The sequence below is a fragment of the Acidovorax sp. MR-S7 genome, assembly GCF_000400995.2.
Classification (GTDB): Bacteria; Pseudomonadota; Gammaproteobacteria; order Burkholderiales; family Burkholderiaceae_C; genus MR-S7.
In genome coordinates, this window is the sequence record NZ_DF238922.1 from 23,017 (window position 1) to 36,574 (window position 13,558).

Consider the following 13,558-nt stretch of genomic DNA (forward strand, 5'->3'; position numbering starts at 1 on the left):
CGTGACAAAGCCACTGACAGAATTGCCTGCAGCCGCACCCGAGCACTTTCGAGTGCCAGACCCAGAGCGGTTTGCCAACCCAGTCCGCTCCAGCCATCCTCCACGCATCCTCCTGCTCTATGGCTCGCTCAGGGAGCGTTCTTTCAGCCGCTTGTTGGTCGAAGAGGCTGCCCGCTTGCTGCAGGCCATGGGTGCAGAGACCAAAATCTTCAATCCCACCGGCTTGCCCTTGCCGGACGATGCTCCTGACAGCCACCCCAAGGTGCAAGAACTGCGCAACCTGGCGCAGTGGTCCGAAGGTATGGTGTGGTGTTCCCCTGAGCGCCACGGCGCGATGACGGGCATCATGAAGACGCAGATTGACTGGATTCCACTTTCTGCAGGGGCCGTGCGCCCTACGCAGGGCAAGACATTGGCCGTCATGCAAGTCTGCGGCGGCAGCCAGTCCTTCAATGCAGTCAACCAGATGCGGGTGCTGGGCCGATGGATGCGGATGCTCACCATTCCGAACCAGTCATCGGTTGCCAAGGCATTCCAAGAATTCGGTGCTGACGACCGGATGAAACCCTCCAGCTACTACGACCGCGTGGTCGACGTGATGGAAGAGCTGGTGAAGTTCACCTGGCTTACTCGGGATGTGTCGCCTTACTTGGTAGACCGCTATAGCGAACGCAAGGAAACAGCAGAGGAGCTTTGTAAGCGGGTAAACCTGCCGAAAGCCACGTGAATATGTTGGCTTGGGTGGGATGACTCTGGACACAACACAGTGCCAGAGTGAGGATTAAACTGAATAAATAAGAAGGGCACATATGGACTACGTTTTGCACTTGTTGGGAGGCGGTGCTGGTCCTTGAGGTGCTCCCATTCGCTGTGAAGCCGCTCGCGGCGCTCTTCTGCAAGCTTCGCGGCGCTCGGTTTGCGGGAGGGCGGCGGCCGGGTGTAAGCGGTACGCAAATCGACGTCGTAGAGAAAAGTGATGCTTCCGGAGACCCACGCCTCCGCTGGCGAAGGCCGCCATCGATAACTCACGCGTACGGACAAGTGCGTGCTGAGCGAATACGGTGGAGTAATCAGGTCGTCAATGTAGAAGCGCTCGCCCTCCTCCGCTTCAGTCGCCATCCGGTGCTGCATCTCCTGGACCGCATACAGCAGCGTGTTGCCGGCGCTGCGCGCGTCGTACAGGGTATCCGCACGCTTCTTGAAAGATTTTGCCTTGCTATAGGTCTCGAGCGCCCTCTCGAAGACATGCCGCTTCGTCGCAACGAACAGTCCGCACTCGTGCAGTGGTAACTCCCGCAGCGCGAAGTGCCGCTCGTCTCGCAGGCATTGCTCAATGAGCGCGCGCAACGCTTCGGTGTCGGTGCGACGTAGCGCGTCTTGCTCGTTTGGTGGAATGTTGATGACGCCCACGTCTTCCTCCCACTCTGTGTTGTCGGGGTTGCAGATGAAGACCTTAGCGGCCTTCGCCGCCCTGCGTCAACCCGCGCCGCCGGTCTCCGCTTCGGCTGGCGCAGCGGTCTCCTCTTCTTGCGCCGGCTTCCACTGTGGCCATTGGCGGTATTCGACCAGCGATGGCGTGCGTTCCAGTGCGCCCAGCGGCTCGATGCCCATCCGGCGCATCCGTTCTACCACTTCACCCAGCACCTCGGGCTTGCGCAGCGCTCAAGTGGAAGCGAAGCAGCGCCAGAACACCAAGCCGGCGCGCTCCAGGATGCGCAGGCGATGCAAGCCGGCCTGCCAGCGGCCGGGACTGTGGAACTCGTCGCCGTCGCACTTGATCGTAAGGCGGCCATCGTTGGCGCCTTCAACCACCGTGTCGATGCGGGAACCCACAGAATTGATGAGTGGAGGTGCCACGCCGCAGCAGGCGGAAGTTGCGGCGCCCTACTCGCGCGTGGCGCAAGGACGATTGATTCCGTTCAGAAATCGCCTGCAACAATGCCAATGACCGAGCACCATCATTGACCGCGAGGCGTGCTGCTACGCCGGTAGGTCTCTCCTGGCGATGACATCCTTCGGCGCTCGCTCAACGTAAAGACGCACTGCAGATAGCTGCTGGCATCAGCCCATTTGGCTCCATCGGATTGGAGTTCAAACAGATTGCGGGTGACCTCTACCGCTTCTGGCCAACGTTCCTTTGCCCGGCGATACGCGCCAGCGTGGAGTTCGATTCGTTGGTCAGACGCTCCTCGTGCTTGGTCCCCAACGGCCCGATTTGAAATGCTCCGGCCCAACTGCTGGCCAGCAATAAGATTGTGAGCGCGAGTCCGCGCGATGCGTGTAAAGACTTCATGCCTTGCCTCCCCCTTACTTCCATTTTCTGCAGCAGGTCAGAAATGGCAAGGCAAGAACTGCCAGTCTCATTTGACCTGGGTCAAGCCCAGGGTCCGGTTACCCTTGCAAGCCTAATCAAGCGAGACGAACCCATCTTGGCCCAGCCCACCTCCTCTGCACTCGAGTCATCCGCCGACGATAAGCTCTTGGCTCTAGTCGAGCGATCCGAACAATTTGAAGAGGCCCTGCTGATGTGCTTTCCTTCAGTGGGAACCTTGCTTTCCATCGACTCCGATCAGTGTCAATTGGCTGCGAGCGCATGCCACCTTTGTATTGAGCATGCGAGCGTTGCGCGCGCCGCATTTACCATGGATGCCCCAAACTCTGCATCCGCTGTATTGAGGCTGCAGTACGAGGCGTTGCTGAGGGCCGCTTGGCTTGTTTATGTGGCGAATCCTGCGCAGATCAGCAAGCTAGGACAGGACCTGACGCAAAAGGCTGAGCTTGCAGCGAAGAACCTTCCGGGGGCGAACGAGATGCTGGCCAAGGTCCTGGAAGCGGCACCACAGGGACTGACTGCACACCTGGCAGAGTTCGATCAGTATTCGCGCCACGCCTTGAATTCCTACGTGCACAGCGGTATTCACCCCTTGCGACGCGTTCGCGAAGGGTTCCCGGAAGAGATGGCACTGCAGCTGATCCGCATTTCCAACGGGCTGATGCACATGGCATACCGGATGCTCGCCACATTGACCGGCTCACAGCGCAGGATGAACAAGGTAACTCGGTTGTACGAGCAGTTCACTGATTGCTGCCCTATGAAGCCCGCGGCTTGATTCGACAGGAAAGTTCCAGAATCTTCCCCTGAAGGGATGAACCTCACTTTCGGTTTTCATAGATCCAGTCACGTGTCACCGGATTGCCTGAAACTCTTCGCTCCGCTGCCGCGGAGGGTCAACGAATCTCCATCGAACTGGCAAGGACTGTTCTGCAGCGGTTGCTGTCAGTCGTTGCTGCGAGATCAACTGACGCTGACTGCCACAAAGCGGCCGTTCCAGGCTGGCTTGAGCAGACGGACCATGCGCGCCTCTTTATGATGACCACCACACCACCAAACTAAGGCTTACGTCAATACGGGAGAAGACATGAAGGTTGTCCGGCTGACCATCTCGAACTTTCGCGGCATCAAGTCGGCGGAGCTCCTGTTCGACGGACACACCCTGATGGTGGGCTCCAACAATGTCGGCAAGAGCACGCTCTGCGAAGCCCTCGACCTGGTCTTGGGCCCCGACCGGCTCAACCGCTTCCCTCCGGTCGATGAGTTCGACTTCTACAACGCTGAATACCTGGCCCCCGCCACCGAAGAAGGCGCGGAGCAGGCGCCGATTCCGCTTCGGATCGAGGCCGTCCTCATCGAGCCCGGCGCCGAGATCGGAGCCAAGTGCGGCGGCAACATCGAGTTCTGGCATGTGGCCGAGCAAAGGCTGCTCGGGCCGGGAGAAGCCGACGCCGCCAATCCGCCTGATGCCGTGCCCTGCCTACGGATCGAGACCATCGGCCAATACAACCCCGAGGAAGACGAGTTCGAGGCCCGGACCTACTTCTCGCACAGCCCCGATGCCCCTCCCGGCGAGCTGACCAAGGTCCCCAAGGGGATCAAGAGGCTGTTTGGTTTCCTCTACCTGCGCGCGCTTCGGACCGGCTCGCGGGCGCTGAGCTTGGAGCGCGGGTCGCTTCTCGACATCATCCTGCGGACCAAGGGCGTGCGCACCAGCCTGTGGGAGAAGACCATCGAGCGCCTGCGCGGCCTCGACATCGAAGCCGACGCGACCGAGATCGCGCCGGTTCTGCGATCCGTGGAGAGGCGGCTGGCCCGCTACATCGCATTGGAGTCGCCCGGCAACGCCACCAAGCTGCATGTTTCGGAGCTCACGCGTGAGCATCTGCGCAAGACGATGACGTTCTTCTTGGCGCTGTCGGCGGACCAAGGACACGTCCCATTCCCCCACGCCGGCACGGGCACCATCAACACGCTGGTGCTCGCGCTGCTCTCCTTCATCGCCGACCTCAAGCCCGACACGGTCATCTTCGCCATGGAGGAGCCCGAGATCGCGGTGCCGCCGCACACCCAGCGACGCATCGCCCAATACCTGCTGACCAAGACGACGCAGGCCTTCGTGACCTCCCACTCGCCATTCGTGATCGAGAAGTTCGAGCCATCCAAGACACTGCTGCTGGCTCGCAATGCCGGCGTGGTCACGGCGCGAAAGGTCTCCGACGCCACCGGCCTCAAAGACAACGACTACAAGCGCTTCTCTCGCTCCGGCCTGTCTGAATGCATGCTGGGACGAGCAGCCATCGTCGTCGAAGGCGTTACCGAGTTGCATGCGATGCCCGTCGTCGCGCGGCGCATGGAGGAGAGCGATCCCAACTTGCAGCCGCTGGACATCGCGGGTGTGGCCTTCTTCGACGCTGATGGTGAGTCGAACATGCCCAAGTTCGGAAAGTTCTTCAAGACGCTGGGGTTACGCACCTTCGCCTTCTACGACCTTGACTACAAAAAGAAGCGCAAGGCCGAGCAGGCGCAGGCTCTGGCGGACAACTTCGAAATCAATGTCGAGCACGCCTACAAGGGCTTCGAAGACCTCGTCGTTGCGGAGGTGCCCGTGGATCGGCTGTGGTCCTTCCTGTCGGGCCTAAAAGCCAATGATGAGAACGGCAACGTCGCCATCCCCGATGCGCGCCCGAACGACGACGCGGTCAAGGCCATCGCCAAAGAAGCCCTCGGCGGCAACAAGGGCGCCGGCTGGTCGGCGCGCCTGTTCGAAGAGTGCGAGCTCCACGAGCTGCCGGCCACGGTGACGAAGTTTCTGTCGTCAGTGTTCGCACTGTTCCCACCTCCACCCCCGTTCGAAGACGGCGATGGAGCAGCACCCGAACCGGCCGCCGCTGCTGCCGCTCCATGAACGAGCCTTGCAAGCTGCGCGAAAGCGTCATGGCTTGCGAGGGCCATGCCTTGGTCATCGGCGGCCCCGGCAGCGGCAAGACGACGCTCGCGCTGCGCAAGGCGGTCAAGCGGATTCGCGACGGCATGCTTCCGGGTCAGTCGGCCTTGTTCCTGAGCTTCTCGCGGGCGGCAGTGGCGCGCATCTTGGATGCCGCCAAGCTCGAGTCCACCAAAGCCGAACAGGAGCAGCTCTCCATCCAGACGTTCCATTCGTTCTTCTGGGACATCCTCAAAGCCCACGCCTACCTGCTTGGGGCACCGCATAGGCTCTCGATCTTGCTGCCACACGACGAGAAGGCCCTGTCGGGCGGCCTCGGCGACGAAGACGAAGGCTGGGACGAGTGGCTCGTCGAGCGTGAGCGGCTGTTTCGCGAAGAGGGGCGGATCGCGTTCGACCTGTTCGCGCCCAATGCGACAGCTCTGTTGGCTCGCAGCTCGCATCTTTTGGCGTCGATCGCCCATCGGCATCCCATCATCATCGTGGACGAGGCCCAGGACACCGGCCAGTACGCGTGGCAGTGCATCCAGATGCTCGCACCACACACGCAGGTGCTGTGCCTGGCAGACCTCGAACAGCAAATCTTCGACTACCTGCCAGGCGTCGGCCCGGAGCGCGTGATCGCCATCCGGGAGGCGTTGAAGCCGCACGAGATCGACCTTGGGACGCAGAACCACCGCAGCCCGGACTCCGAAATCTTGGCGTTCGGCAATGACATCCTGACGGCCAAGCCACGCGGCGCGCCCTACAAGGGCGTATCCGCCCTTGCCTACCGCCCCGAGAAGCCACCGCCGAACTGGAATCATCTGCTGCGCCGAGCCCTCGGGGAGCTCTTGAAATCAATTCGGGCTCAGAGCGACAAGAAGGTGGAGACGATCGCGATACTGGTCACCAACAACCGCAGTGCGTTGAAGATGTCCAACGCCCTCAACGCGTTGGGGGCCAATGTCGGGAAGCCGGTTCGGCACAAGCTGCTGTTCGACGAGGCCGAAGCGCTGCTGTCAGCCCGTTTCGCGGCCTTTCTGCTGGAACCCAAGGACCTCGCCAAACTGGAGGCCGATGTCGCCACCAGCATGGAAATGATCGCCGCCGCGAGGCGCGCGACGGGACAGGGCCGGAAGGAAGTCGCCAAACTCTTGGAGCAGGCCAACAAAATCAAGGGTGGCAAGGCCCTGAACATCAACATCGCCAACGCCCTGCGCGGCCTGATCTCAGGCTTGGCAGTCAACGATTTCAGCGGCGATCCCGCCGAGGACTGGCTCACCGTCAAACATGAGCTGCGGGCGACCAATCAAGACGAACTCACGCGGGTCGCTGCGCAGTTAGACTTCTTGGTGGCGTTCCGTCGGGGACATCGCATCTCGGCTGCCCTCTCTGATGAATGGCTTCGCGACGGCGCCTACACCAATGCCCGCACCGCCCTCGACCTGGCTCTCGCACAGGAGCAAATCCTCGACGGCGTGGAGCCGCCGATGGGCTTGCAAGTCATGAATTTCCACAAGGCCAAGGGCAAGCAGTTCGACGGAGTCATCCTCGTCCGCGAAGCTCGTCGGACCGGCCCCGCCGTCGAATCATCTTTCGTTTGGCGAGGCGACACCGCTCTGTATCCCAAAAGCCGACGTGTGCTTCGAGTCGGCATCACGCGAGCAAAAGTCCACACGCTCATCCTCGATCCGCTTTGGCCCCAATGTCCCCTGCTCAAGGGGCACAAGCTCTAAGGAAAACTCCTCGTCAGTCGGACTGGCGCGTGGCGTTATGACGTAGGACGATTGGCGACGGAGTTCTGCACGAAGACCAAGGTCATTCCCTCTTGAGCCGACCGGGCTGGTTACAGATTCCGACTGAGAGTTGTCGTTGACGAGGGGAATCGCTTCGCACGAGAAAGGTCAATGACAGGTTCCGGCAGCCGCTGACATTTGCTTTAGAACGGCGAACGACCGTGCCCAGCCTAAAGCCGAGACCCGACATGAGTGCCATGCTCCGCACATTGCCCACAACAGTGTTGCACGTGGGGTGCTTTCCTCCTGTTCCTATATTTCTTGCCCAAATCCTAGATCTGCCTAAAGTTATGGTTCGGGAGGAGAGACATGCAAGGCACAGACCACACCAAAATTCGCCATCGCCAGTCTTCACTGCAGCTGGCATTCAATGGCGTTCGCGCATTGGCTTTGGGCGCAGGTATCTTGACCCTCTGCAGTGCAGCCGCCGCTTTTCAAATCGCCCCCATGGGCTCAGCATTTGAATCCAAACTCACCAACGAGACTGAAGACTCGCTAGCTACGGTCGCAGGTCGTTTGGGAGTCCTGATCAAAGGGCGTGTGCACGAGGAGATCACCCAGATTGCCATGGGTTGCCCGGTGGAGCCGGCTGGCCTCGCTCAAGACCCTGTCTGTAGCGCTCGTGATCTTCCATTCGCAACACCCTATGTTATCTACGGGGTCCGATGGAACGACTTGCCGCCCTTCAAGCTGGCCCCTGAGGAAGGCAATTGCACCTATCTCGGCAAGTCCTGCAAGGTGTCAGAAACCATCCGCTTCTCGACACAACCCCTGTGCTGGTACTGTCTCTTCAAGGATGCAGAAAAGAAAGCCCAGACCAAGCCCATCGTGGGCTGCAGAAAAGTTGCTGGCACCCAGCGCGGTAACTTGATGACCCGCTCGCATTTTGGTGATCTGCAGTTTTTGCATGCCATGGCCAGCGAGGAGGGCGTACATCCCGGTGCCACCCGTGCCAAGGTATTGGATTGGTTGGAGTTCGCATGGAAGGTTGCGTCGAGAGAAATTAAACCCGATACCTTCCTGCGCGATCTGGACAACCCAACGCTCCAGGAGCACTTTGGCTGCACACAGTGGCGTGTCTCAGATCTCTACATCCTTGGACGACAGGACAAGCTGCTGCCTTACCTGCACCATGTTGCTTTTGGCTCGGTCTTGCATACCGTCCAAGACTCCTTCGCGGCAGCCCATGCTACCCGCGAGGCCTCGCCACCCGGCGGTACTTGCCAAGACGCCGCGTGGCCTCGGCCCCGGCGCATCGTGGAATTTCACACCTACGGAGCTCAGGACGGTCACCTGCATGACGACCAAGATAGCCGCGAAGCGATGACCCACGTGAGCGTTGCTGAGAAATGGCCCGATGCCGTAGAAGCCACGCGGATGCTGTCCCAACTCTATGATGACAGAGCGCTCTGGGCGGAAGTGCAGCCTTATATGCAGTGCCTATTTGAGATCGCCGATGAGCGTCACAACTCATCACCAGGAGAGCCGTTCCGTCGCCGCTAGTGAAAGTGAGGCTGGGCGTCGACCTGGACTTGCCGCGCGGCCTGCTCTTGCAGGCTCAGTCCGGCACATTCTCGTAAGCGCTGGCACTTTTTCATTCGGCGAACCAGTCATGCCCTCCGAGCACCACCCAATCTACGTTCCGGCATCTACGCCCCGCAGTGCCGACGTGATCCTCTACCTGGACCTCGATGGCGTGGTCCACCACGAGAAAGTGCTCTGGCATCCCCGCAAGGGCATCTACATGAGCCCTTACGAAGCCGCAGGGCGCACCTTGTTCGAATGGCTTCCCATCCTGGAACAGGCCCTGGAACCCTACCCGGCGGTGGCCCTGGTGCTCAGCAGCACTTGGTGTATCCGCCCCGGGTACAGCGCCACACTCAAACGCCTACCGACATCCTTGCGCTCGCGCTTCATAGGCGGGACGTACCACAAGCGGGTGCATGGCGTAGATCCCTGGAATCAAGCCATGTTTCGTGGGACACCCCGGGGGGTACAAATCCAGCAGGATGCCCAGCGCAGAAAGCCGCGCCACTGGATCGCGCTCGATGACGACCTCGAAGGCTGGCCAGCGGCGTATCGGCACCACCTGATCGCCTGCGACGGCACGAAGGGTCTGTCCGATCCCAGTATCCAGCGGGAGCTCAAAGAACAGCTGCTGCGCAGCCATTCAACCCCAACCACCCCTGGGTAATCTCCACATGAGACTACCCATGCTTTCCGCTCCATCGTGCTGACGAACCATTCGGAAAAATCGCACAAGGACAGATATGCCTCTGAATCAAAAAGCTGTCAAACGCCGTTGTGGACCCAGTGGAACGACCGTCATAGATCGCCACTACCGATTCGCTTTGCCGAAGGAGATGGACTGGAAGGTCGGAACCCGGGTGTACTTCTCCCTCATCAAGAGTGTCGCCGCCCGAGGCAAGCCAAAAGGGGTCGTCGTCAGCAAGACGCCGGGGCCCGTGTGGAAGGGGCGGCTGTTCTCGGGGCGAGTGCGGCGCAACGGCTTTGCGCCATTGGCCAGGGGGCACAAACCAATCGGCTGGCGCCGCCCCAAAGGGCCAACAGTCCCCTGAAGGGAGCATGCCCTGCAGCAGCTCGACGTGGGCATTAGGATCTTAGAGGGTGCAACAGTCAATATGGAGCCGATATGACGATGGGTCGAACCAACTATCCAGGGGTGCCAGAAGACTTCCCTGTGATAGCAACCGTGTCAGCTGTTTCTGGCGCCCAGCCCAAGATGAACCTGGTCGAGGAAGGTGGCAGGTTCTATGCACCGGGCACGTCGCCGGGCGAGGTTCTGGCGGCCTTCCAGATGTGTGACGACCTGGTGTCGCAGATGGTCCCGTACTGCCAGAGAAAGCTGGCGACCTACGAAGGTAATCAAGACGCGACTGTCAAGGCTACGTTGAAAGGCTTGCTGGCCAAGCGATGGTGCACCGATGCGCAGTGTGTGTGGATCATGCGCAGGGCGGTGGATGAGCTGCAGTGGACAGTGGGTGATGGCACCCTGCAATCCGACCAACCCGATACCGTCTGAAATCGCCAAGGAGAAGTGTCCGATTTCCTTTCGGATGATTGAGCCCGGGCTATACCTGTCGTGCGACATCCCGCCACAACGTACGGCCTATCCCACCCCCCACATGAAATACCCGTGACTGACCTACTCGTGCTGCCACCACCTAAACGATCTCGCTCCCGGCGCCTTCGCAAGAAGCTGCACATCGGCGAGTTCCAAGTGCTGGGATTCGACTACGAGCTGACTTGGCGCGTGGCACCGTCGATCGATGTGCAGGATCAGTTCATCGATCAGTTACTCGAGAACCTCGTCGCGCCCCGAGCGCTGAGTCTAGGCGGAGGGGTCAATTGCGGCTTCGTGGCCGCGCGTCGCGGGAGCGTCACGGACGCTGATCGCGCCGCCTTCGAGAGCTGGCTCGGGCGATGGCCGGATCTCGCCGAGATCAAGGTCGGCCCACTGCGGGACGCCTGGTACGACGAGGCGCCTTGAGTGCCCGCTCTTCGACCACGAACTTCAGGGGGCCCCCATGAACGACCGGCCCCAGAAACGAGACATGGGATATTCAAAAATCTCATGGCGAATACATCCGGGTCAACACGACGTTCGCGTGCACCACGTTCCGGCACCCTCGGCAGCAACTGCTCACGACGCTGGGCTCGCAAAGAGGGCAGCCCCATGCTGAGCATCAGCCGCTTTACCATGCAGTGGGTTATGGTGACAGCCACCACTCGGCCTTGTATTGCGGGGTAGGTGCGGTGGGTACGCCGCTGCGCATAGCGCGGTGTCTGAGGGGCTTTGAGCATGGTGTCCACGGCTATGTTGCGTGCAAACGATGCTCCTGCCCCACGTGCGCAAGGGCTGGAAGCACAGGGGGGCTGATCTCTATTGAGGCTTCGTAGCCCTTGTAGAGCCCAAACACCGGCGTTTTTCTGACGAGGGCACCATGAGTTCACGGTGACTGCGCACGCGAATTTTTGTGGGATAGTTCCAAGCTACGATAAATGCAACATTTGGTTGCGCTATCGGGCCAATTTTGCATGGAACTGCCGTGAACGTCTTCGAATTTCGCCAAACCCTGGCCGTCGGCGCGCTCGAACTGCCAGGGTATGTGCTTGCCAGTGCCCCAGTAGGGTTCGACGTACAACTGCGCCGGGATGATGCAGCGCTGCCCCTTGCGCCAGGGGCCGCCGTAGGTCCATGACTTAGCCATGCCTTCGCGCCGGGCGTTGACGGTGCTCAGGCGTTTGCCATCCTTGCCTGTAGGGATGTGTGTCTTGGAGTGCGGCGGGATCATGCCCCACTGGCCCACCACCAGCTCGCGCCCGGCTTCGCCCTTGGCCCGCAGGAACGGCCCCCGGTACAGCGGGCTCATCTTGTCGCGCCACTCTTCCTCGGGCACGTCATCGAAGTGCAGCACCAGCTGCTCACGGCCCGGGACCTCGTAGTAGGTACACATGGCAACATTCTGGCAGCAGGGAGCTATACTGTAAATATGTACAGTTTTTGGAACTCCCCGCTACCGGTGCCGTACGACACAGCGGCGCAGTCGCTGGCCTTGCCCCTGTGTGGGGTGAGCGTGTGCGCGGGGTTTCCATCGCCAGCTGACGACTTCGTGGTGGAGCGACTGGACATCATGAAGCTGCTGGTGAAGCACCCCCAGGCCACCTACTTCTGGCGCGTGCGGGGCGACTCGATGAGGGACGCTGGCATTGAGGACGGCAGCATCATCGCGGTGGACCGGGCGATCAAGCCCAAGCACAACAGCATCGTCGTGGCCATTGTGGACGGCGAATGCACCGTGAAGTATCTGCACCAGCGTGCCGGCCGGATCAAGCTGCGCGCGGCCAATCCCACCTATCCCGACATCATCCCCCGCGACAGCCTGACCATTGAGGTCTGGGGCGTGGTGAGTGGGTGCGTGAAGCTGTTTCTCACCTGATCTGATGGACGGAGGCCAGCATGTATGCGCTGGTGGATGGCAACAACTTTTACGTGAGCTGCGAGCGGGTGTTCCGCCCCAGCCTGAACGGCCGCCCGGTGGTGGTGTTGAGCAACAACGATGGCTGCGCGATTGCCCGCAGCAATGAGGCCAAGGCCCTGGGCATCAAGATGGGGGCGCCGTGGTTCCAGATCCGGCACATGGAAGAGACCCACGGCCTGGTGGCCTTGAGCGCCAACTTCACCCTGTACGGTGACATGAGCAACCGGATGATGAGCCTGGCGGCGGGCCTGGGCCCCTCGCAGGAGATCTACAGCATCGATGAGTCGTTCATCAGCCTGCAGGGGCTGCGGGGCGATCTGATCACACGCAGCCACGCCATCCGTGCGCGCATCCACCAGTGGGTGGGCATCCCCTGTGGCATCGGGATCGGTCATACGAAGACACTGGCAAAGCTGGCCAACCACATCGCCAAGACGGCCGAGCGCAAACCGGGGAGCTACCCGGCCGAGCTGGCCCAGGTGTGCAACCTGACCACCTTGCCGGCCCAGGACCTGGACGATGTGTTGGCCAGCACGCTGGTAGAGGAAGTCTGGGGCGTGGGCCGCAAGATCGGCGCGCAGCTGCATCAGTGCGGAGTGCATACGGTCCTGGACCTGGCCCGGCTGGACCCAGCCATGGTGCGCAGGCGCTGGAGCGTGGTGCTGGAGCGCACCGTGCGGGAGCTGCAGGGGATGCAGTGTATTGAGCTGGATGACGCACCAGAGCCCAAGAGAGAGATCGCCTGCACCCGGTCATTCGGTCAGGCGGTGACCGAGCTGCCGCCGCTGGTGGAGGCCGTGAGCGAGTTCGCCAGCCGCGCGGCCGAGAAGCTACGCAAGCAAGGCAGTCTGGCCAGCCAGTTGCTGGTGTTCTGCCACACCTCGCCGTTCCGCCCCGGCCCGCGCTTCAACAAGTCGGTGGTGGTGCCCCTGCGCCGGCCTACGGCCGACACCGGCAAGCTGGTGTGGGCGGCCACAGCGGGCATGCGCCGGATGTACGAGCCTGGCTACAAGATGGCCAAGGCCGGGGTGATGCTGCTGGACCTAGTGCCGGGCAACGTGCTGCAGGGTGAGCTGGATCTGGAGGATGAAGACCGCCGGGATCGCACCCAGCTGATGGTGGCTTTGGATGCGCTCAACCAGCGCTACGGCAAGGGCACTGTGCATTCAGGTGCCACGGGCGGCACCAACAGGGGCAAGGACTGGGGGATGAAGCAGGAGAGGCGCACGCCGCAGTACACGACGCGGTGGGAGGATGTTCCGGTGGCAAGGGCCTAAGAGTGGGGGAGCTCCCATGCTCGAGGTCGGCTCTGCAGCGATTGCTGCCGGTTGATGCGGGGCGACGAGTTCACGGTATCTGTGCGATAGCGGTCATCGCCACACGCAGGAACGCGTTGATTCAGGCATCACGAGCGATGTTTTCTTGTATGCGTCCGGCAAACCCATCTTGAGATAGCCTGTTCGAGCAGGCATCGTGTGCACGATGGAGATCATGCACA

The 13,558-nt window shown here is 61.2% G+C and carries 14 protein-coding genes; 10 read left to right on the top strand and 4 right to left on the bottom strand.

The genetic code is table 11. The features are described 5' to 3' along the window. Position 1 precedes the first annotated feature (1 nt). Positions 2-727: an arsenical resistance protein ArsH gene (gene arsH / locus AVS7_RS11310; protein ID WP_082176455.1), complete on the top strand. Its 726-nt coding sequence runs from the start codon at positions 2-4 to the stop codon at positions 725-727. On the opposite strand, the gene AVS7_RS23705 is transcribed toward arsH, so the two are convergent. The 3 genes from AVS7_RS23705 to AVS7_RS25150 all read right to left on the bottom strand — a co-directional run bounded on the left by AVS7_RS23705 (position 661) and on the right by AVS7_RS25150 (position 1,833). After that, on the bottom strand, positions 661-1,410 hold the full coding sequence (locus AVS7_RS23705) for a hypothetical protein (RefSeq protein ID WP_024001380.1): 750 nt from the start codon (positions 1,408-1,410) through the stop codon (positions 661-663). The genes arsH and AVS7_RS23705 overlap by 67 nt on opposite strands. Positions 1,411-1,476: 66 nt before the next feature. Then, the gene (locus AVS7_RS25345; protein WP_020228505.1) at positions 1,477-1,611 is read right to left on the bottom strand and encodes a hypothetical protein; all 135 of its coding nucleotides are present in this window, start codon (positions 1,609-1,611) and stop codon (positions 1,477-1,479) included. 51 nt (positions 1,612-1,662) lie between these two features. Then, positions 1,663-1,833, bottom strand: a complete 171-nt coding sequence (locus tag AVS7_RS25150) for a hypothetical protein (protein WP_020228506.1) — start codon at positions 1,831-1,833, stop codon at positions 1,663-1,665. Between the two features lie 596 nt (positions 1,834-2,429). On the opposite strand from AVS7_RS25150, the gene AVS7_RS24375 reads away from it, so the two are divergent. The 7 genes from AVS7_RS24375 to AVS7_RS11345 all read left to right on the top strand — a co-directional run bounded on the left by AVS7_RS24375 (position 2,430) and on the right by AVS7_RS11345 (position 10,568). Beyond that, complete coding sequence (locus AVS7_RS24375; protein WP_144425083.1) at positions 2,430-3,110, top strand: hypothetical protein; 681 nt, start codon at positions 2,430-2,432, stop codon at positions 3,108-3,110. Between the two features lie 309 nt (positions 3,111-3,419). Continuing rightward, a complete protein-coding gene (locus AVS7_RS11320) occupies positions 3,420-5,240 on the top strand; it encodes an ATP-dependent endonuclease (RefSeq protein WP_020228508.1) in 1,821 nt (606 codons plus the stop codon). Continuing rightward, the gene (locus tag AVS7_RS11325; RefSeq protein WP_011805658.1) at positions 5,237-6,997 is read left to right on the top strand and encodes a UvrD-helicase domain-containing protein; all 1,761 of its coding nucleotides are present in this window, start codon (positions 5,237-5,239) and stop codon (positions 6,995-6,997) included. The genes AVS7_RS11320 and AVS7_RS11325 overlap by 4 nt, the downstream gene beginning before the upstream one ends. A gap of 369 nt (positions 6,998-7,366) precedes the next feature. Next, a complete protein-coding gene (locus AVS7_RS11330; protein WP_024001382.1) occupies positions 7,367-8,560 on the top strand; it encodes a hypothetical protein in 1,194 nt (397 codons plus the stop codon). A gap of 109 nt (positions 8,561-8,669) precedes the next feature. Further along, entirely contained in the window at positions 8,670-9,251 is a 582-nt protein-coding gene (locus tag AVS7_RS11335) for an HAD domain-containing protein (RefSeq protein ID WP_020228510.1), read from the top strand. Positions 9,252-9,800: 549 nt separating this feature from the next. Continuing rightward, positions 9,801-10,100: a hypothetical protein gene (locus AVS7_RS11340; RefSeq protein WP_020228511.1), complete on the top strand. Its 300-nt coding sequence runs from the start codon at positions 9,801-9,803 to the stop codon at positions 10,098-10,100. Between the two features lie 114 nt (positions 10,101-10,214). Further along, positions 10,215-10,568: a 50S ribosome-binding protein YggL gene (locus AVS7_RS11345; protein WP_024001387.1), complete on the top strand. Its 354-nt coding sequence runs from the start codon at positions 10,215-10,217 to the stop codon at positions 10,566-10,568. 460 nt (positions 10,569-11,028) lie between these two features. Here the strand turns inward: AVS7_RS11345 and AVS7_RS11350 are convergent, their stop codons facing one another. Next, positions 11,029-11,535 (bottom strand): SOS response-associated peptidase family protein, encoded by a 507-nt coding sequence (locus AVS7_RS11350; RefSeq protein ID WP_020228513.1) that lies wholly within the window; start codon positions 11,533-11,535, stop codon positions 11,029-11,031. 36 nt (positions 11,536-11,571) lie between these two features. Between AVS7_RS11350 and AVS7_RS11355 the strand changes: the two genes are divergently transcribed. Together AVS7_RS11355 and AVS7_RS11360 are read left to right on the top strand one after the other, a co-directional pair. Further along, positions 11,572-12,018 (top strand): LexA family transcriptional regulator, encoded by a 447-nt coding sequence (locus tag AVS7_RS11355; RefSeq protein WP_049696900.1) that lies wholly within the window; start codon positions 11,572-11,574, stop codon positions 12,016-12,018. Positions 12,019-12,038: 20 nt separating this feature from the next. Continuing rightward, the gene (locus AVS7_RS11360; protein WP_020228515.1) at positions 12,039-13,337 is read left to right on the top strand and encodes a Y-family DNA polymerase; all 1,299 of its coding nucleotides are present in this window, start codon (positions 12,039-12,041) and stop codon (positions 13,335-13,337) included. Positions 13,338-13,558: the final 221 nt, after the last annotated feature.

Bases quoted from the DNA above. Each gene is read 5' to 3' on its own strand.
- AVS7_RS25345 (WP_020228505.1), bottom strand. From the start codon at position 1,611: ATGGGCATCGAGCCGCTGGGCGCACTGGAACGCACGCCATCGCTGGTC.
- AVS7_RS11320 (WP_020228508.1), top strand. From the start codon at position 3,420: ATGAAGGTTGTCCGGCTGACCATCTCGAACTTTCGCGGCATCAAGTCG.
- AVS7_RS11325 (WP_011805658.1), top strand. From the start codon at position 5,237: ATGAACGAGCCTTGCAAGCTGCGCGAAAGCGTCATGGCTTGCGAGGGC.
- AVS7_RS11330 (WP_024001382.1), top strand. From the start codon at position 7,367: ATGCAAGGCACAGACCACACCAAAATTCGCCATCGCCAGTCTTCACTG.
- AVS7_RS11335 (WP_020228510.1), top strand. From the start codon at position 8,670: ATGCCCTCCGAGCACCACCCAATCTACGTTCCGGCATCTACGCCCCGC.
- AVS7_RS11340 (WP_020228511.1), top strand. From the start codon at position 9,801: ATGAACCTGGTCGAGGAAGGTGGCAGGTTCTATGCACCGGGCACGTCG.
- AVS7_RS11350 (WP_020228513.1), bottom strand. From the start codon at position 11,535: ATGTGTACCTACTACGAGGTCCCGGGCCGTGAGCAGCTGGTGCTGCAC.
- AVS7_RS11355 (WP_049696900.1), top strand. From the start codon at position 11,572: ATGTACAGTTTTTGGAACTCCCCGCTACCGGTGCCGTACGACACAGCG.
- AVS7_RS11360 (WP_020228515.1), top strand. From the start codon at position 12,039: ATGTATGCGCTGGTGGATGGCAACAACTTTTACGTGAGCTGCGAGCGG.